We start from the raw sequence: 16,014 nt of genomic DNA, 5'->3' as shown, positions 1-16,014 counted from the left end.
GGCGCCACCGCGATCCCTTCACGGTCGCCCGCCGGCGGCGCGCTAGGCTGCGCGCTTTCCGGCCCGCCGACCACCATGCTGCGTCCCGCCAAGCCCGACAACGAAGCCGAGCGCCTGCGCGCGCTGCAGCGTTACGACATCCTGGATTCCGCGCCGGAGGCCGCCTTCGACGACCTGGTCGCGATCGCCGCCGCGATCTGCGGGATGCCGATGGCGTCGGTGGCGCTGATCGACGCCGACCGCCAGTGGTTCAAGGCCCGGCTGGGCATCGAGGATCCGCAGACGCCGCGCGATGCCGCGTTCTGCGCGCATGCCATCCTGCAGCCGCACGAGACCATGGTGGTGCCGGACGCGCGCGCGGACGCGCGCTTCCGCGACAACCCGTACGTCACCGGCGCACCCGGCATCCGCTTCTACGCGGGCGCGCCGTTGCTCGATGCCGACGGATTGGCGGTCGGCACCCTCTGCGTCATGGATGGCGAACCGCGCACGCTGGAACCGCAACAGCAGGCGGCCCTGCAGGCGTTGTCGCGGCAGGTGTCGGCGTTGCTGGAACTGCGACGGACGAGCCGTGCGCTGCGCCTGCAACTGCAGGAGCGAGCGTGGTACGAGGAACAGCTGGTGAAGTTCAGCGATGCGCTGGAACTGGCCAACGCCGACCTCAACGAACAGGCCCGGCTGGACCCGCTGACTGGCCTGGCCAACCGGCGCGCACTGGTCGCGGCGCTGGAGCAAGCGTCGGCGGCGGGTCGACCGGCCTGCCTGGCGCTGCTCGACATCGACCACTTCAAGGCGATCAACGACACCCATGGCCATCCGGCGGGCGACGAGGTGCTGGTGCAGGTCGCCGCGACGCTGCGCGCGACCAGTGCAGGGCATGGCCTGCTGGCGCGGCATGGCGGCGAGGAGTTCGCGTGGCTGTTGCCGGAGGTGGACTTGGCGCAGGCGACGCTGCAGTGCGAGTACGCACGCGAGGCGGTGGCCTTCGCCTCGCAGGCGCTGCCGGTCACCATCAGTATCGGCGTCAGCGCCCATCGCCCCGGGGACACCGTCGGCGAGTGGCTGCAACGCGCCGACGCAGCGCTTTACGCAGCCAAGCGCGGTGGCCGCGACCGCGTGCAGGCCGCCTGACCCCGCCCGGGCTCAGGCCTTCTTCACGAACTCCGACTTCAGGCCCATCTGGCCGATCCCGTCGACCTTGCAATCGATGTCGTGGTCGCCATCCACGAGGCGGATGTTGCGCACCTTCGTGCCCACCTTGACGACCAGCGACGAGCCCTTGAGCTTGAGGTCCTTGATCACGGTGACGGTGTCGCCGTCCTGCAGGACGTTGCCGACCGCATCGCGCACGACCTTCGCATCCTCCGCCGCCTCAGCCTGCCCAGGCGACCACTCGTGCCCGCACTCCGGGCAGACCAGCAGCGCGCCGTCCTCGTAGGTGTAGGTGGACGCGCATTGCGGGCAGGGCGGCAAGGTGGACATGGGGGCAACCAAAAACGGGCGAAGCCGAGATTTTACGCCCCGCCACGCGTTGGCGCCCTGGAGGGGCCGGCGTCACCGCGAAACCGGCACCCGGCTCGCGTCGTCAGGTGTTCGGCGCCCCGCAGCCCTGCAGGTCGGCTACCGACGCCGCCTTCATCGCGCAATCGTAGTGACGCTTGGTCACCATCCCGGTATCCGCGCAGGTCTGGGAATCCTTGGCCAGCTGCTCCTCGCCGAGCACGCCCGCCGCATCCATGCCATCGAGCTTGTAGGTGTATTCGTAATAGGCACGGCAATCCGCCGCGCTGAGCTCGCGCGAATCCGATCCTGCCGTGCCACCGCAGCCCGCCAGCACCAAGCCGCCAAGGACCACGCCCGCGAACCTGTGCATCTTCATGCCCGCCTCCCCGTATGCGGCGCGCTCCGCCGCCCGCGGAAGATAGACACGCTGCGACGCAACCACAATCCGCGTGTCGCTGCGGGATGCGGATCGGGGACCAACGCATGCCAAGCGCGGACGAACGTCCCCGTTTCATTCCAGCGGGTTCAGCCGAGCTTGTTCAGTCCAGCGTGCCCAACGGCAGCACCAGCTCGTCGACCGGGTAGCCGCGCTGCGCCGCGCGGGCCACGATCGCGTCGTACTTCGATCGCGCCATCGTCGGCGTCCGCGACAGAATCCACAGGTACTTGCGGCTCGGGCCGCCGACCACCGCCCACTGGTAATCCGGATCGAGGTCGACCACCCAGTAGTCCGCCCACACCATCGGCACCCAGGCCAGCCAGTCCGGCGCGAACCGCACTTCCAGCTGTCCTGGCTGACCGGGCACCGGGCGCGCCACGCCCTCCGACACCATCCGCTTGCCCTGCTTGTCGTCGCAGGCGTTGCGGACGCCGATCCTGCCGTCGTCGCGGGGCGTGTAGGTCGCGGTGATGTTGGCCACGCAATTGCGCTGGAAGAACATCGGCACGTGGGCGATCTCGTGCCATTGGCCCGCATAGCGCTGCAGGTCCAGCGCGGGGACCGCGACATTGGGCAGGGTCGCATCCTGCGCCTGGGCGGTGGCGGCGGCGAACAACAGGGTGAACGGCAACAGGCGTTTCATCGGATCGGCTTCGATGCGTGGGGTGGCGTAGCGTGCCGCGCCCTGCGTGGCCGCCGGGTGAATGCCCGGATCAGGCGAGCGCGGCGGCGTCGACGAGGACCCGACCCGGGGTCGGGGCGAGCACGCCCGCGACCAGCGCATCGGCGATGCGGGCCGCCCTGCTCGGGCGCCAACCGTGCGGCAGCAGCGGGCGCAACACGCGCGACACCGCCAGGGCCGCGCGTTCGCCCGGTCGACGCTCCTGCCGCTCACCGTCGATCAGGCCGGGCCGGACCAGCACCAGCGACGGGAATCCCAGTGCGTCCAGCGCGGCTTCGAGCTCGCCCTTCACCCGGTTGTAGAACACCCGCGAGCCGGGATCCGCACCCATCGCGGAGTTCAAGGCGAACACGCGCGCACCATGCAGGCGTGCATGCCGGGCGATCTCCAGCGGGTAGTCGAGGTCGACGCGGCGGAACGCTTCGCGCGACCCGGCGTTGGCCATGGTCGTGCCGAGCGTGCACACCACCGCATCCACGTCCCACCAGGCGACACCGACGGGCAGCGCCTCGAAGTCCACGACCGGATTGACCAGGCGCGGGTCCGCGAACGGCAATGGGGCGCGCGTCGGCGCCACCACCCGCGAGACTTGCGGGGCCGCCAGCAGCCGCGGCAATACCAGGCTGCCGACCAGGCCAGTCGCACCCACGTGCAGGATCTCCATCACGCGCCTCGCCTCGAACCGGGGTGGCGATGATGCCAGCAGGGCGCATTCGAAGCGTGGAGCGCGCGGTCAAGCTGGGACGGTGGCGCCGCTTATTCCGGATCGAGGTTGATCCGCACGCCCTTGACGCTGTTCTCGACGATCGTCACCGAGAAGTTGCGTTCGCCGCGGCCCTTCTTCACCAGCACGTCCTCGCCGTCGTCGACTTCGACCTTGAAGCGCTTGCCGACCGCCGCGCGCAGGCCGTCGCGCACGTCGCGGGCCACGCCGTTCTCGCTGCGGCCCTTGCGGATCTCGACGGTCGCCGCGACCGGCTCGCCCTCCTCGGGCACCAGCTGCAGCACGATGCGGCCGGCCGACTCGGCATTGCCGCTGAATTCCAGCCGCCACTTGTTGTCGGAACCGCGGGCCTGGGCGAGCGTGGCCAGGGCGAGCAGGGCGAAGGCGAGCAAGGGGCGGCGCATGGGCATTCCTCGGGCGGGCGGTGGCGGGATCGTCCGCCGCCCGCAGGGGGCCGGCAATCGGCCCATGGGCCTATCGCGGCTCGGTCAGGGCGCCGTGGTCGGCGCGCGGGTGGCGCCCCAGTTGAACAGGAAGCGCCGGTGCTCCGCCCAGGTCTGGCCCTCGGCGTGGTCGCCGACCAGGCACACCGCGGTGTGGTACGGGCCGACGCCGTCGGTGGTGCGGAAGCTCGCGCACAGGCGGCCGCGGTCGCGCTTCCAGCGGCCGGCCTCGATGGTGCTGTTGTAGAAGCTGCCGGTCACGCTGCCGTCGGCCAGCAGCGCCAGATCCATCGGCTGGGTGTAGGGCTTGCCGGGCTCGCTGGAGAGATCGACCACCCAGCGCCCGTCGAGCCCGGGCTCGGCCGCACGGAGGGGCGTGGTCGACGTCGCGACCAGCAGGGCAATGGCGAGGACGGGCATGCGCATGGGGGTTCCCGGGTCATGGAGGAAGTGCGGGCCCGCATCGATCGCCACGCTGGCATGCACCCGTCCCACTACGCGCCGGGACCGGTTCCGGATGCCGCGTCGCGCAGTAAAGTCGCCGTTCCCTTTTCCGAAGGACGCACGATGACCCCGGTGGACCTGCGCAGCGACACCGTGACCCGCCCCACCGACGCGATGCGCGAGGCGATGCGGGCGGCGGACGTCGGCGACGACGTCTACGGCGAGGATCCCACGGTCGATGCGCTGCAGCGCCGGCTGGCCGACGACCTCGGCTTCGAGGCGGGCCTGTTCGTGCCCAGCGGCACCCAGTCCAACCTGCTGGCCCTGCTCGCGCACTGCGAGCGCGGCGACGAATACCTCGTCGGCATGGACGCGCATACCTACAAGTTCGAGGGCGGCGGCGCGGCGGTGCTCGGCTCGATCCAGCCGCAACCGATCGTGCAGGCCGACGACGGCAGCCTGCCGCTCGACCGCGTGGCCGCCGCGATCAAGCCGATCGACCCGCACTTCGCGCGTACCCGACTGCTCGCGCTGGAGAACACCTGGCACGGCCGCACGCTGCCACTCGACTACCTGCGGCAAGCCAGCGCGCTCGCGCGCGACCGTGGCCTCGGCATCCACCTCGACGGCGCGCGGCTGTTCAACGCGGCGGTGGCCTGCGACGTGCCGGCGCGGGAGATCGCGCGGCATTTCGACACCGTGTCGGTGTGCCTGTCGAAGGGCCTGGGCGCGCCGGTGGGCTCGGTGCTGGTCGGCCCGCATGCCTTGATCGGGAAGGCGCGGCGCTGGCGCAAGGTCTGCGGCGGCGGCTGGCGCCAGGCGGGGATGCTGGCCGCGGCCTGCCTGCACGCGCTGGACCACCACGTCGACCGGCTCGCCGACGACCACGCGCGCGCGGCGCGACTGGCGCAACGCCTGGCCGACATCGACGGACCGACCGTGCTCGGCCAGCACACCAACATGGTCTTCGTCGACGTGCCGGTGGACCGCCTGCGCGCGCTCGACGCGCACCTGCGCGACGCCGGCATCCGCATCAGCATCGGCACCCTGCCGACGCTGCGCCTGGTCACCCACCTCGATGTCGACGATGCCGGCATCGAACGCACCGCGGACGCATTCGCGCGGTTCTTCGCCACGCGCTGAGGCGCTGCAGCAGCATGCATCGCGTACGCTGCGCGTCCACCCGCCGAGGCGAAGCACGGCGTTCCGTTCATGTTCGCGCGCCGAATTGCTGTAGGGTGGCGCCACTGTCCAAGGCGGGATCACGGTACATCGTGACTCCGGTGCTGTAGATCAATCGGTGACATGGTCGAAGACGACCGCTCCAGACGATCCGCCTCATCGCTTCGCGTTACCCCTTGCTCGATGCAGTCGCAGCACCGCCCCGCGGGCTGCGTAACCCCAACTGTCGCAAGGAGTAACACCATGTCCAATCGCGAAAGCGGCACCGTCAAGTGGTTCAACGACGCCAAGGGCTTCGGCTTCATCACCCCGGAGAGCGGCGCCGACCTGTTCGTGCACTTCCGTTCCATCCAGGGCAGCGGCTTCAAGTCCCTGCAGGAAGGCCAGAAGGTGACCTTCAAGGTCGCGCAGGGCCAGAAGGGCCTGCAGGCCGAGGAAGTCCAGGCCGTCTGAGCCAGCCGCGGCGCTTCGCGCGCCGCCGGTGCGACACCCGACCCCGCACGGCGACGTGCGGGGTTTTTCGTTCATGGGACATCCCTCGGCGATGCACCCGCGATGCGCACCCGAAGATACGCGGGCGGCGCGGGCCGGCGAGAATGCCCGCACCGCACTCGCCTCCCGGCCCGCATGCACACCCCTCGTCGCAAGCTTCCGATGCTGGTCCTGGCTGCCGGACTGGCCTGCGCCATCCTGGCGGGGGTGCATGCCTGGATGTATCGAACCCCCGGAGCGCGACTGGCTGCGGGCGAGACCTATCCCGAGATGCGCGAGGATGCGTCGCACCACTACATCGACCTGCCGGTGGACCACGCCGACCTGGCGCGCGGCACGCTGCGCGGCTTCTACCTGCTGAGCCCGGGCTTCCGGAAGGGTGGGGACGTCACCTTCCTGCTCACCGACGGCCAGATGGAACTGGTCGACCTCGATCCCGACTTCGACTTCTTCGAAGCCATGCTGGGTGGTGCGTCCTACGTCCTGATCGGGGTGTGTGGGCATGCACCGACGCTGTTGCCGGAGGTGTATCGGGACGGAAAGGTCGACCATGAGCAGGCGATGCGGCTGTACGGTTCGAACCAGCAAGTCGGCGACATCGAAGCGGTGCGCCTGGACATGCTGCGCAAGGGATTGCTTCCCGCGGATGGCCGGATCAACGTGTTCGGCGCCTCTGGCGCCGGCGTCCTCGCCCAACAGTACGTCTCCGCGCACGGCGCCCACGTGCGCCGGCTGCTGCTGGAGTCCACCGGCGCTCCCGACCTGTCGCAGCGCGCCGGACAGCCCTACTCCCCGGATTTCGCCAATTACAACCCGATGGCCGCCAAGGCGTTGGCGCCCTGGCTGCACGCGCATCCTTCGGCGCGCGCCCGGGTGGCGAACGTGTTGTACCAGCAGGGTCGCGACGCGGCCGACCCGCGCGCGGCGCAATTGCGCACGGCCCGGGGACTTGCGGGTGGCCGCTGGCTCTGGACGTACGAGCTGTCGCCGCGACGCAACCTGGGCATGCTGGCCTACGTCGTCCACGCGCCCTCGTCCCTGATGGCACGGGTCCGCTGGTTCGAGCTGGTCGGCGCGGACCTGATGCGCTACCAGCGAAACGATCGCTTCAACCTGCTCTACGAACTCTCGACGGTCGCGCTGGACGACATGCTGGCGTGGCATCGTCGCCATCGCATCGCGCCGATGCGCTTCGAGATCGATCGCCACTTCGCGGGCGACGTCCTGATCATCAAGGGGCGGCAGGACGTGGTGTTCGACGACGCGTCCAGCGAGCTGTTGCGCGCGGCCTATCCGCACGCGCGGCTGCTCTACGTCGCGGGCGGCCATCGACTCATCGGCGACGAGTACCGGACGGTCCGGCTGGGCTTCCTGCAGGGCGGGTTCGCAGGCGCGGATGCGGCGGCGCTGGCGTACCCGGCGAAGCCGTGAGACGCCCGCCGCGGATCGGCGATGCTGGCGAACGGCGATGCGTGGATGCTTTACTAGTCGCATGACACGCCATGCCCTGCTCGCCGCCCTCTGCCTGTTCCTCGCCACGTCCTGCACCGGCGTGCGCGAACGCGGGGCCACCGCGCCCACGCTGACCCTGGCGAGCTGGAACATGGAGCACCTGGCCGAGCTCGACGGTTCCGGCTGCCGCCCGCGCACCGAGGCCGATTACGCCGCGATGCGCGCCTACGTCGAGGCGCTCGGCGCGGACGTGGTGGCGTTCCAGGAAGTGGAATCGAAGGCCGCGGCGGAACGCGTGTTCGACCCGGCGCGCTACACCGTGGAGATCGAGGCGCGCGTCGGCACCGGGCGCAAGGGCGAATGCGGCGGCCGTCCCGGGCTGACCGTGAACGCGCAACGCACCGGCTTCGCGATCCGCAAGGGCGTGGCCTACCAGCGCCTGGCGGACGTCACCGCGCTGCAGGTCGGCAACCCCGACCTGCGCTCGGGCGTCGACCTCATCGTGCGCCCGGCGGGCGGCGCGCCGATCCGCGTGCTGTCGGTGCACCTCAAGGCCGGCTGCACCGCCGGCGACCGCAACGAGGCCTGCCCGGTGCTGTTGCAGCAGGTGCCGGTGCTGGAGCGCTGGATCGACCAGCGCGCCGGCGAGGGCCTGCGCTTCGCCGTGCTCGGCGACTACAACCGCCGCCTCTCGGTGCCCGGCGACGTGGTGTGGGCCGACCTCGACGACGGCCTGCCGGCCAACGCCGACCTCGCGCGCGCCTCCGGCGACCAGGGCGCGCGCTGCAACCCGCGCTACCCCGACTTCATCGACTACATCGTGCTGGACCGGCGCGCGGCCAACGACCTGGTCGGCTTCGAGGAATCGCGCTATCCGGGCGAGTCGCTGAGCGACCACTGCGCGATCGCTGCGCGGCTCACCCTGCGCTGAGGCCAAGGCGATGCAGCAGCGGCGGCCGTCGACATGGCGACGACGCTGCGCTCAGAACACCTGCATCGCCGCGCGCGCGACCAGCGCGAACAACACCAGCGAGGATGCCGCGAACAGCGCGAAGCGCACCGGGATGCGGTTGACCAGCGCCTGCCACAGGCTGTGCACGATGCGCAGCGCCACGTATGCCCAAGCCAGCGCCAGCGAGGCCGTGCTGGCATCGCCCAGCACCGCCAGCGCCAGCGCGGTGGCGTAGAACAACACCGGCTGCTCGAACAGGTGGTTGTAGTTGTCCGCCTTCCAGCGCACCACCGCCGGCAGCGTGGCCATCTGCTCGCCGCGCGGCAGGTGGCCGTCGAGCTTGATGCGCAGGCGCAGGATCGCGGGGATGCGGGTCGCGTACATCCAGGCCCACATCACCGCGGTCCAGATGACCAGCGCGATGACCGGGGCGAGCAGCGGTTGCGGGGATGCCATGGCGGCTCCGTGCGGCGGCGGGCGATGCCGGATCATGCCGCAATCGCGCCGGTGGCGCCGGCACACGCCCGCTGCGCGCGGCCGATCGCGGGGACGAACAGGCCGTGCGCGGGGTCGGTCGCCGCGAGGCTCAGCCCGGCAGGTAGAACGGCAGCGGGATGAGTTCCACCGCCCAGCCGACGTCCTCGCCCAAGTTCGCGGCCGGGTGCATCGCCGAGATGCGCAGCGCCTCCTCATGGGTGTCGGCTTCGATGATGAACAATCCGCCGACCACTTCTTTCGCCTCGGCGTAGGGCCCGTCGCTCACGTGGGTCGCGCCGTTGCGCGGGCGCAGCGTGCGCCAGGTGTCGAGGTCGCCCAAGGAGGCCGACACCCGCACCTTGCCGGTCGCGCGCATGCGCGCGTCCAGCGGCGGGCATTGGCTGACCAGCGCCTTGACCTCTTCGGGGCTCAGCTCGGCGAAGCGATCGGGCGTGAAGTAGGCGAGGCCGACGTAATGCATGGGCGATCTCCGGTGGACATGCCCCGACGACGCGCCAGGGCGACGCGTTTCGACACGCCGCGGATCAGTCGCGGCAATACCCCTCGCCCGGCTTGACCACCAGGCAGTCCTGCTTGCCGGCGAGGTACTTCAGGCCAGTGGCATCGCCATTGCCGGGGACCGCGGTCTCCGCCACGCCGTCGCGCATGAAGCGCAGGCCTTCCGCGGTGACCGAGCCGTCGAAGGTGCCGCGATGGTCGAGGTCCCACTGCATCTGCACCCTGACCCCGCCGCCGGGCTTGCTGGCGATGTCGAGGTACATGCCCTCGACGCCGGTCCAGCGGCCGAGGTAATCGGCCTCGAGCATCGCCGCCTCGGTGGCCGGCGGGGTGGGCGTGGCCTCGGCCGCGGGCGTCGGCGCGGGTTCGACGGAGGGCGCCGGCGTCGCGCTCACCGCTTCCGGTGCAGCGGGCGTGGCGGGCGCGGGCGTGCGATCGGAACAGGCCGCGATCGCGACGACGGCGAACACCAGGAACGGCAGCGGGGAATGACGCATCGGCGCACCTGTGGCGTGGGAATGCCTGCAGGATGGCTGCGCGGCTGCGATGGCGACGTGAGCGGGCCGCTTACGCGCCGAGCAATTCCACCTCGAACAGCAGGGTCGCGTTGGGCGGGATCACCCCGCCAGCACCGCGCGCGCCGTAGCCCAGCGCGGCCGGGATCACCAGCATGCGGCGGCCGCCTTCGCGCATCCCCTGCACGCCCTCGTCCCAGCCCTTGATGACCATGCCCGCGCCGAGCGGGAAGATGAAGGGCTCGCCGCGGTCCTTGCTGGAATCGAACTTCGCGCCCTGCATGCCGCCCTCGTACAACCAGCCGGTGTAATGCACCACGACGTTGCGGCCGGGCCGCGCCTCGGGGCCGCTGCCGACGACGAGGTCCTCGAACTGCAGGCCGGAGGCGGTGGTGGTGTACGGCATGGCGGGTCCTTTGCGAACGTGGGCACGGGGGCGCAGTCTAGCCGTAGTCCGCGCATGCGCCGCGCATCGACACCGGCTCAGGCCAGCGGCAGGTCCTCGTGCGCCTTCGCCATCGCGTCGTGCAGGGCACGCACCGCGTCCGCCTTCGGATCGACTGCGTCGGTGTCGCCCAACGCACGCAGGAAGCGGCAGGCGGCATGGCCTGCGGACCTCGCCTCGTAGTCCGCGATCCAGGCCAGGCGCCCGGGCAGGCTGGCCTGTTCCGCCGACCACGCCGCGACCGGCGGGCGGATGCGCCGGCTGATGCCGATCCGCCACGGCTTGGGAGTGAGGCGCGCGCGGAAGCAGTGCTGCACCCGGCACATGACCGCGTACAGCGCGTCGGCGCGCAAGGCCTCGAACAGGGCCTGCGCCTCCGGTTCCTGCGGATCGAAGCAGCGGTGCATCGCCAGCACGCGTAGCCCCGCCGGCGTGCGATACACGCGCAGGTGCCAATGCGGATGCGCTGCCGCGAAGGCGGCCACCGGCGCGAACGCACGCGCCTCGGCGCCGCCGTCGCGGTCGTGCATGGCACGGCGGCGACGCAGCATCCACGCGTTCGCCGCATACATCGCCACGCCCGCCATCGCGATGCCCAGTGCCCAGTGCCCGAGCCACCAGCCCGCGGCGAATCCCACCGCCGCCAACGCGCCCAGCATGCCGAGCGGCACCACGCACCCGGCGGGCGCCTGCTCCAGGTCGATGTCGGCGAACAGCACGTCGGGGGTATTGAGGCAGAGCGCGCCGTAGCTGTTGCGGGTGACCACCACGTCGCCGTGGCGGGACACGATCTGCTCGCGGATCGGCACGCCTTCCACGCCGTAGTTCGTGCGACGTTCGCGACGCGGCAGGGCTTCGCCGGCCAGGATCGCGTCCAGCGCCGCGCGCGTACGCGCCTGCGCATGCGCCTGCGCGGCCTCCACGCTCTCGTCCGACCACCCATGGCGGCGCACGGTGATCGTGCGGCCCTGGTGCCGTGCCTGCTCGCGGGCCTCGGCCCAATACGCGGGAACCAACATCATGCGGCGCATCTCCCCCGATACGTCGACGCATGCTAGCGCCACGTCGCGCATCGATGCCATGCCGGGCGGCGGTCACGGCCCCTGCACCTCCGTGAGCGGCAACGGAACCTTCATCTCCCCGAATGCGGCGACCTGCGCAACGCATGCATCCGCCTCGCATGCGGCCTCGTAAGGTCACCACGCACGCCCCGGCACTCCCGCCGCGCAGGCGGGCCCATCCCCCTCAAGGAGAATGCCGATGAAGCCGCACCTGACCCTCCCGATCGCCATCGCCAGCGCCCTGGCCCTCGCCGCCTGCGGCAAGCAGGAGACCCCGCCGCCCGCCGCCGAGCCGGTCGCGGTCGAGACCCCGGCAGAGACTCCGCCGGTCGAGCCGATGCCCGCCGCCAGCGAGAACCCCACCGTCGGCGGCGCCGCGATGGACGCCAGCAAGGACATCGTGACCAATGCGTCGGCCGCGCCGAATCTCAGCACCCTGGTCGCTGCGGTCAAGGCCGCCGACCTCGTCGGCACCCTGCAGGGCGCCGGTCCGTTCACCGTGTTCGCCCCGACCGACGATGCCTTCGCCAAGCTGCCGGCCGGTACCGTCGACGGCCTGCTGAAGCCGGAGAAGAAGGCCGACCTCGCCGGCCTGCTGACCTACCACGTGGTCGCCGGCAACGTGGATGCCGCGGCGCTGGCGCAGCAGATCGAAGCGGGCGGCGGCAGCGCCACCCTGACCACCGTGCAGGGCGCGACCCTGACCGCGAAGTCGGATGGCATGGGCGGCATCACCCTGACCGACGGCAAGGGCGGCACCGCGAAGGTGACCAATGCGGACGTCCGCCAGAGCAACGGCGTGGTGCACGTGATCGACAGCGTGCTGATGCCCAAGTAATCGCGTTCCAACAGCCGTGGTGTGGCGCGGTTGGGCGGGCGGCTTCGGCCGCCCGTTTTTATGTACGGGCGTCCGGCGACGCGGCAGGGCGACCTCCCCCGCGCGTGCGCCCGGCTGGGGCCAAGGTCCCATACCCAAGGCCGCACGCTCCTGCCTACCCTCATCCTCCGAATCGGCCATTCCGCGGAGGGTGCAGTGAGCGACAAGAAGCCAACAGACCTGGGCGCATCGCGCCGGGATTTCCTCAAGGCATCGGGCCTGAGCGCACTCGCCCTCGGCACCGGCGCCGCCCTCGGCGCTGCTGGCAACGCCACCGCATCGCCCGGCCCGCAGCCGTCCGGCGGCGGCCTGATGCAGGGCCAGGGTTCGCACACCGGGCCTTACAACATCCTGTTCCTGCTGGTCGACCAGGAACGCCTGTTCCGCCCGGGCGAGCTGCCGGTCGGCTTCCACCTGCCGGGGCACGAGCGGCTGATGAAGGCGGGCACCACCTTCCTCAACCACCGCATCAACTCCGCCGTCTGCACCTCGTCGCGCTCGGTGATCTACACCGGCCGGCATATCCAGCAGACCAAGATGTTCGACAACACCAACTTCCCGTGGATCCAGAGCCTGTCCACCGAGATGCCGACGGTCGGCAAGATGCTGCGCGATGCGGGCTACTACACCGCCTACAAGGGCAAGTGGCACCTCACCAAGGAATTCGAGACCGTCAACAAGCTCGGCCATCCGACCAAGATCTTCACCGAGGAGATGGAGGCCTACGGCTTCTCGGACTACTTCGGCGTCGGCGACATCATCGCCCACGACCGCGGCGGCTATAAGCACGACGGCATCATCTCGGCGATGGGCGTGAGCTGGCTGCGCGGCAAGGGCCGCGACCTCGCCGAAGCAGGCACGCCCTGGTTCCTGGCGGTGAACCTGGTCAACCCGCACGACGTGATGTTCTACGACGCCGACGCCCCCGGCACGCCGAAGCGCCCGCCGCCGGGCCTGTCGCCGATCGAGCGCGACCCGGTGGACCCGCTGTACGCCAAGCGCTGGGACTTCGACCTGCCGGCCAGCCACAAGCAGCCGCTGGATGCGCCCGGGCGGCCGGCCGCGCACGTCGACTACCTCAAGTCGCACGACTGGATGGTCGCGCCGATCGGCAACGATGAGGCGCGCTGGCGCCGGCGCCACAACTACTACCTGAACTGCATCCGCGACGTCGACCGCAACATCGCCGCCGTGCTGGACGAGCTGGAAGCCTCCGGCCTCGCCGACCGCACCATCGTCATCCTGACCGCGGACCACGGCGACATCGACGGCGCGCACCAGATGCACTCCAAGGGCGCCACCGCCTACCGCGAGCAGAACAACGTGCCGCTGATCGTCGCCCACCCGGCCTACAAGGGCGGCCGCGAGTGCCGCGCGCTCACCTCGCACCTCGACCTGGCGCCGACCTTCGTCGCCTTCGCCAACCCGCCCGCCGACAAGCGCAAGGCGATCACCGCGGACCTGCCCGGCAAGGACTTCTCCGGCCTGCTGGCCTCGCCCGCGACCGCCGAGGTCAACGCGCTGCACGACGCGCTGCTCTACAACTACAACATGTTCGCCTACCTCGACGGCGAGTTCATGCGCAAGGGCGTGGAGTTCCTCAAGCAGGGCGGCAACCCGAAGCAGCTGGGCGCGTCCGGCGTGCGCCCCGACATGACCAAGCGCGGCGCGATCCGCTCGGTCTACGACGGCCGCTACGTGTTCACCCGCTATTTCTCGCCCAAGCAGCACAACATGCCCACGACCCTGGAGCAGTTGTACGCGCTCAACGACGTCGAGCTGTTCGACACCGCCGCCGATCCGCACGAGGTCAACAACCTCGCGGTGGACCGCAAGAAGTCGGCCGAGCTGGCGATGGCGATGAACGCGAAGATGAACCGGCTGATCGAAGCGGAGGTCGGCGAGGACCGCGGACAGATGCTGCCGGGCGGCATCGAGGCCGGCTGGGAAGTCACCCCGGAGACGATGGCCGGGTTCTGATCGGCAGCTCCCGATGTGCAACAGGCGGGCGGCTTCGGCCGCCCGCTTTCGTTGCGGGGTGGGCGGGTCCTGCTCAGAGCATGGTGCCGGCGACGTCGGTCAGCAGCTCCGGCGGCAACGGGCACAGCTCGGGATGGCCAGCCCGATAGGTGCTGAGGTCCGGTCCCTTCGGCGGCTCCCTCTCGGTACTGAACGTGATCGGCGTCAGGACGCGACAGGGCACCGGTTCACCTCCCACCTTGGTCGGCGGCATCCGCGACTTCGCGATCGCGTCGCGGCTGGCCGCATCCAGCAACTTGAAGTCGCGGTCGGGCTGCTGCGGATGCACCAGTTCGACGTCCACTGCCTTGCCCGCGGCATCCACCGCGTAGGCGTAGACCAGCACGCCCTGCACGCCCCGCTGTGCGAGCGCCGCGGGATACACCGGCGCCACCATGCGGGGCTTCTTCTCCGCGGCCGCAGCGCTGTCCGCTCGCACGCTCGGATACGCGACCGACTTGATCCGCAGGGCGAAGCCGCCGCCGTTGACCGGCACCGCTTCGGCCGTGATCTGCTGCGATACCGTCGCGGCGACCGGCTTGCCCTGCCACGTGCCCATCCGATAGCGCCACTCCGCGACGCGCTTGCGCACCATCGCCTGCAGCGGCGGCGAGAGCGCGGCATCGGGCTGGATGTTGGTCGGCACGCCATCGGCCTGCACGTCGGCCTTGAAACCCAGGGTGATCACGGGTGCGGGCGATTGCGCCAGCGCCGGCGCGCCGCACAAGGCCGCGGCCAGTCCCATCGAAACGATCCATCGCGTGCGCATGGCGCCTGATCCTTCAGTCGATGCGGGAGTGTTGCATGGGAAACGCCGCGTGCGGGGATTGGCAGGGGAGCTGTCCCTGGCTGCTCTTTCAGCCCGCCGCAGGCCGGGCGATCGACATCAGCATGTCGATGTAGCCCCACAGGCTCATGCCGAACACCAGCACGCCGCCGACGATGGCGCGCGCCCACCACCACGGCGTCGCCGGCGCATGCGTGACCTCGCAGCGCAGGGCGCGGTCCCATGCGGTGGCGCCGTCGTCCTTGAGGTCGGTGTAGCTGGAGATCATAGTGAACAGGGTGACCACCGGCAGCGCGAACCCGACGCCCCGCACCAGCACCCAGGCCTCGCGCTGCAGGGCCTTCCACAGGCCCAGGCGGCTGCCATCGGGATTGCGGACGCGGATGCCGAACACCCACTTGCCCGGCGTCTGCGCGAATGCGAGCAGGAACGCGATGGGCACCGCGGCGATCACGAACGACACCACGTTCGTCAGCAACGTGCCGCCGACGCCGCCCATCGCCGCGAACACGCGCTCGCCTGCGTCGTCGGTGGTGAAGACCAGGACGATGCCGAGGATCAGCCCCATCACCGCGCCCAGCACGAGCGTGTCGAGCATCCTGGCCAGGTAGCGCGGCCAGGGGCGGCGGTCGCTGGCCGCCGCCTTCGGCGCGGGGGCAGCCACGACCAGGGGTTCCTGCGTGTCGATCACGTGCGTCACCTTCGATGCAATGCAACCGCGACGATGCCTGCCGCGAGGGCGGAAGTCGACACGCAAAATTCCTCATGCGGGCGGTGTGCCATGTGGTAACGGGGCGCAGCAAAAAGGCGCGACATGCGCGCCTTTCAAGGAAGTAAAGCTGACCCCGTTCTGGGTCGCAGCGCAGTTCAAACGGAAATGTTCTCTGAAAACTCATATCGCCGCCTCCTGGCGATGGCGGTACGTTCGTGGTTCCTACACAACGAGCGTGCGCCACGCACCAGGAGACGACGATGGCACTGTATGCCGCATGCGACCTTCA

20 protein-coding genes are annotated in these 16,014 nt (G+C 70.5%); 7 read left to right on the top strand and 13 right to left on the bottom strand.

The genetic code is table 11. From position 1 onward, the window contains the following. Nucleotides 1–75: 75 nt before the first annotated feature. The gene (locus tag ON759_RS13440; RefSeq protein ID WP_271680909.1) at nt 76–1,131 is read left to right on the top strand and encodes a GGDEF domain-containing protein; all 1,056 of its coding nucleotides are present in this window, start codon (nt 76–78) and stop codon (nt 1,129–1,131) included. A 12-nt stretch (nt 1,132–1,143) separates the two neighbouring features. Here the strand turns inward: ON759_RS13440 and ON759_RS13435 are convergent, their stop codons facing one another. The 6 genes from ON759_RS13435 to ON759_RS13410 all read right to left on the bottom strand — a co-directional run bounded on the left by ON759_RS13435 (nt 1,144) and on the right by ON759_RS13410 (nt 4,217). Beyond that, nucleotides 1,144–1,482 carry a zinc ribbon domain-containing protein YjdM gene (locus ON759_RS13435; protein ID WP_271680908.1) on the bottom strand — a complete coding sequence of 113 codons (339 nt, stop codon included), beginning with the start codon at nt 1,480–1,482 and terminating at the stop codon, nt 1,144–1,146. Between the two features lie 103 nt (nt 1,483–1,585). Beyond that, on the bottom strand, nt 1,586–1,879 hold the full coding sequence (locus tag ON759_RS13430; RefSeq protein WP_271680907.1) for a hypothetical protein: 294 nt from the start codon (nt 1,877–1,879) through the stop codon (nt 1,586–1,588). A 163-nt stretch (nt 1,880–2,042) separates the two neighbouring features. Continuing rightward, nucleotides 2,043–2,585: a lipocalin family protein gene (locus tag ON759_RS13425; RefSeq protein ID WP_345780554.1), complete on the bottom strand. Its 543-nt coding sequence runs from the start codon at nt 2,583–2,585 to the stop codon at nt 2,043–2,045. 70 nt (nt 2,586–2,655) lie between these two features. Next, a complete protein-coding gene (locus ON759_RS13420; protein ID WP_271680906.1) occupies nt 2,656–3,288 on the bottom strand; it encodes a Rossmann-fold NAD(P)-binding domain-containing protein in 633 nt (210 codons plus the stop codon). A gap of 92 nt (nt 3,289–3,380) precedes the next feature. After that, a complete protein-coding gene (locus ON759_RS13415; RefSeq protein ID WP_271680905.1) occupies nt 3,381–3,752 on the bottom strand; it encodes a hypothetical protein in 372 nt (123 codons plus the stop codon). Nucleotides 3,753–3,836: 84 nt separating this feature from the next. Continuing rightward, entirely contained in the window at nt 3,837–4,217 is a 381-nt protein-coding gene (locus ON759_RS13410) for a hypothetical protein (protein WP_271680904.1), read from the bottom strand. A 141-nt stretch (nt 4,218–4,358) separates the two neighbouring features. On the opposite strand from ON759_RS13410, the gene ltaE reads away from it, so the two are divergent. The 4 genes from ltaE to ON759_RS13390 all read left to right on the top strand — a co-directional run bounded on the left by ltaE (nt 4,359) and on the right by ON759_RS13390 (nt 8,292). Beyond that, nucleotides 4,359–5,378, top strand: a complete 1,020-nt coding sequence (gene ltaE, locus ON759_RS13405; RefSeq protein ID WP_271680903.1) for a low-specificity L-threonine aldolase — start codon at nt 4,359–4,361, stop codon at nt 5,376–5,378. 282 nt (nt 5,379–5,660) lie between these two features. Continuing rightward, nucleotides 5,661–5,870 (top strand): cold-shock protein, encoded by a 210-nt coding sequence (locus ON759_RS13400; RefSeq protein WP_271680902.1) that lies wholly within the window; start codon nt 5,661–5,663, stop codon nt 5,868–5,870. A gap of 201 nt (nt 5,871–6,071) precedes the next feature. Next, a complete protein-coding gene (locus ON759_RS13395; protein WP_271680901.1) occupies nt 6,072–7,340 on the top strand; it encodes a hypothetical protein in 1,269 nt (422 codons plus the stop codon). A gap of 61 nt (nt 7,341–7,401) precedes the next feature. Continuing rightward, nucleotides 7,402–8,292, top strand: coding sequence for an endonuclease/exonuclease/phosphatase family protein (locus tag ON759_RS13390; RefSeq protein ID WP_271680900.1), 891 nt, complete (start codon nt 7,402–7,404; stop codon nt 8,290–8,292). A 51-nt stretch (nt 8,293–8,343) separates the two neighbouring features. On the opposite strand, the gene ON759_RS13385 is transcribed toward ON759_RS13390, so the two are convergent. From ON759_RS13385 to ON759_RS13365, 5 genes are all read right to left on the bottom strand, one after another. Then, entirely contained in the window at nt 8,344–8,769 is a 426-nt protein-coding gene (locus tag ON759_RS13385) for an MAPEG family protein (protein ID WP_271680899.1), read from the bottom strand. Between the two features lie 130 nt (nt 8,770–8,899). Beyond that, on the bottom strand, nt 8,900–9,271 hold the full coding sequence (locus tag ON759_RS13380) for a YciI family protein (protein WP_271680898.1): 372 nt from the start codon (nt 9,269–9,271) through the stop codon (nt 8,900–8,902). A 64-nt stretch (nt 9,272–9,335) separates the two neighbouring features. Beyond that, on the bottom strand, nt 9,336–9,806 hold the full coding sequence (locus ON759_RS13375) for a hypothetical protein (RefSeq protein WP_271680897.1): 471 nt from the start codon (nt 9,804–9,806) through the stop codon (nt 9,336–9,338). A gap of 70 nt (nt 9,807–9,876) precedes the next feature. Further along, a complete protein-coding gene (locus tag ON759_RS13370; protein WP_271680896.1) occupies nt 9,877–10,230 on the bottom strand; it encodes an FKBP-type peptidyl-prolyl cis-trans isomerase in 354 nt (117 codons plus the stop codon). A 77-nt stretch (nt 10,231–10,307) separates the two neighbouring features. After that, the gene (locus tag ON759_RS13365; RefSeq protein ID WP_271680895.1) at nt 10,308–11,291 is read right to left on the bottom strand and encodes a hypothetical protein; all 984 of its coding nucleotides are present in this window, start codon (nt 11,289–11,291) and stop codon (nt 10,308–10,310) included. 232 nt (nt 11,292–11,523) lie between these two features. Between ON759_RS13365 and ON759_RS13360 the strand changes: the two genes are divergently transcribed. Both ON759_RS13360 and ON759_RS13355 read left to right on the top strand, forming a co-directional pair. Further along, nucleotides 11,524–12,168: a fasciclin domain-containing protein gene (locus ON759_RS13360; protein WP_425608489.1), complete on the top strand. Its 645-nt coding sequence runs from the start codon at nt 11,524–11,526 to the stop codon at nt 12,166–12,168. Between the two features lie 195 nt (nt 12,169–12,363). Further along, nucleotides 12,364–14,187, top strand: a complete 1,824-nt coding sequence (locus tag ON759_RS13355) for a sulfatase family protein (protein ID WP_271680893.1) — start codon at nt 12,364–12,366, stop codon at nt 14,185–14,187. 73 nt (nt 14,188–14,260) lie between these two features. On the opposite strand, the gene ON759_RS13350 is transcribed toward ON759_RS13355, so the two are convergent. Next, on the bottom strand, nt 14,261–14,995 hold the full coding sequence (locus ON759_RS13350) for an energy transducer TonB (protein WP_271680892.1): 735 nt from the start codon (nt 14,993–14,995) through the stop codon (nt 14,261–14,263). A gap of 88 nt (nt 14,996–15,083) precedes the next feature. Beyond that, nucleotides 15,084–15,704, bottom strand: coding sequence for an RDD family protein (locus ON759_RS13345; protein ID WP_271680891.1), 621 nt, complete (start codon nt 15,702–15,704; stop codon nt 15,084–15,086). Nucleotides 15,705–16,014: the final 310 nt, after the last annotated feature.

Origin of the sequence: Thermomonas mangrovi (assembly GCF_028201335.1) — a bacterium.
In the GTDB taxonomy this organism is placed as follows: domain Bacteria; phylum Pseudomonadota; class Gammaproteobacteria; order Xanthomonadales; family Xanthomonadaceae; genus Thermomonas; species Thermomonas mangrovi.
Note: the sequence above shows the minus strand (reverse complement) of the source record. Positions and strands in the feature narration are given on the sequence as shown.

What these genes read in the sequence shown, in the direction of transcription:
- ON759_RS13420 (WP_271680906.1), bottom strand. Translation starts at nt 3,288, where the DNA reads ATGGAGATCCTGCACGTGGGTGCGACTGGCCTGGTCGGCAGCCTGGTA.
- ON759_RS13410 (WP_271680904.1), bottom strand. Translation starts at nt 4,217, where the DNA reads ATGCGCATGCCCGTCCTCGCCATTGCCCTGCTGGTCGCGACGTCGACC.
- ON759_RS13430 (WP_271680907.1), bottom strand. Translation starts at nt 1,879, where the DNA reads ATGAAGATGCACAGGTTCGCGGGCGTGGTCCTTGGCGGCTTGGTGCTG.
- ON759_RS13440 (WP_271680909.1), top strand. Translation starts at nt 76, where the DNA reads ATGCTGCGTCCCGCCAAGCCCGACAACGAAGCCGAGCGCCTGCGCGCG.
- ON759_RS13425 (WP_345780554.1), bottom strand. Translation starts at nt 2,585, where the DNA reads ATGAAACGCCTGTTGCCGTTCACCCTGTTGTTCGCCGCCGCCACCGCC.
- ON759_RS13415 (WP_271680905.1), bottom strand. Translation starts at nt 3,752, where the DNA reads ATGCGCCGCCCCTTGCTCGCCTTCGCCCTGCTCGCCCTGGCCACGCTC.
- ltaE (WP_271680903.1), top strand. Translation starts at nt 4,359, where the DNA reads ATGACCCCGGTGGACCTGCGCAGCGACACCGTGACCCGCCCCACCGAC.
- ON759_RS13350 (WP_271680892.1), bottom strand. Translation starts at nt 14,995, where the DNA reads ATGCGCACGCGATGGATCGTTTCGATGGGACTGGCCGCGGCCTTGTGC.
- ON759_RS13365 (WP_271680895.1), bottom strand. Translation starts at nt 11,291, where the DNA reads ATGATGTTGGTTCCCGCGTATTGGGCCGAGGCCCGCGAGCAGGCACGG.
- ON759_RS13360 (WP_425608489.1), top strand. Translation starts at nt 11,524, where the DNA reads ATGCCGATGAAGCCGCACCTGACCCTCCCGATCGCCATCGCCAGCGCC.
- ON759_RS13385 (WP_271680899.1), bottom strand. Translation starts at nt 8,769, where the DNA reads ATGGCATCCCCGCAACCGCTGCTCGCCCCGGTCATCGCGCTGGTCATC.
- ON759_RS13395 (WP_271680901.1), top strand. Translation starts at nt 6,072, where the DNA reads ATGCTGGTCCTGGCTGCCGGACTGGCCTGCGCCATCCTGGCGGGGGTG.
- ON759_RS13380 (WP_271680898.1), bottom strand. Translation starts at nt 9,271, where the DNA reads ATGCATTACGTCGGCCTCGCCTACTTCACGCCCGATCGCTTCGCCGAG.
- ON759_RS13370 (WP_271680896.1), bottom strand. Translation starts at nt 10,230, where the DNA reads ATGCCGTACACCACCACCGCCTCCGGCCTGCAGTTCGAGGACCTCGTC.
- ON759_RS13435 (WP_271680908.1), bottom strand. Translation starts at nt 1,482, where the DNA reads ATGTCCACCTTGCCGCCCTGCCCGCAATGCGCGTCCACCTACACCTAC.
- ON759_RS13390 (WP_271680900.1), top strand. Translation starts at nt 7,402, where the DNA reads ATGACACGCCATGCCCTGCTCGCCGCCCTCTGCCTGTTCCTCGCCACG.
- ON759_RS13375 (WP_271680897.1), bottom strand. Translation starts at nt 9,806, where the DNA reads ATGCGTCATTCCCCGCTGCCGTTCCTGGTGTTCGCCGTCGTCGCGATC.
- ON759_RS13400 (WP_271680902.1), top strand. Translation starts at nt 5,661, where the DNA reads ATGTCCAATCGCGAAAGCGGCACCGTCAAGTGGTTCAACGACGCCAAG.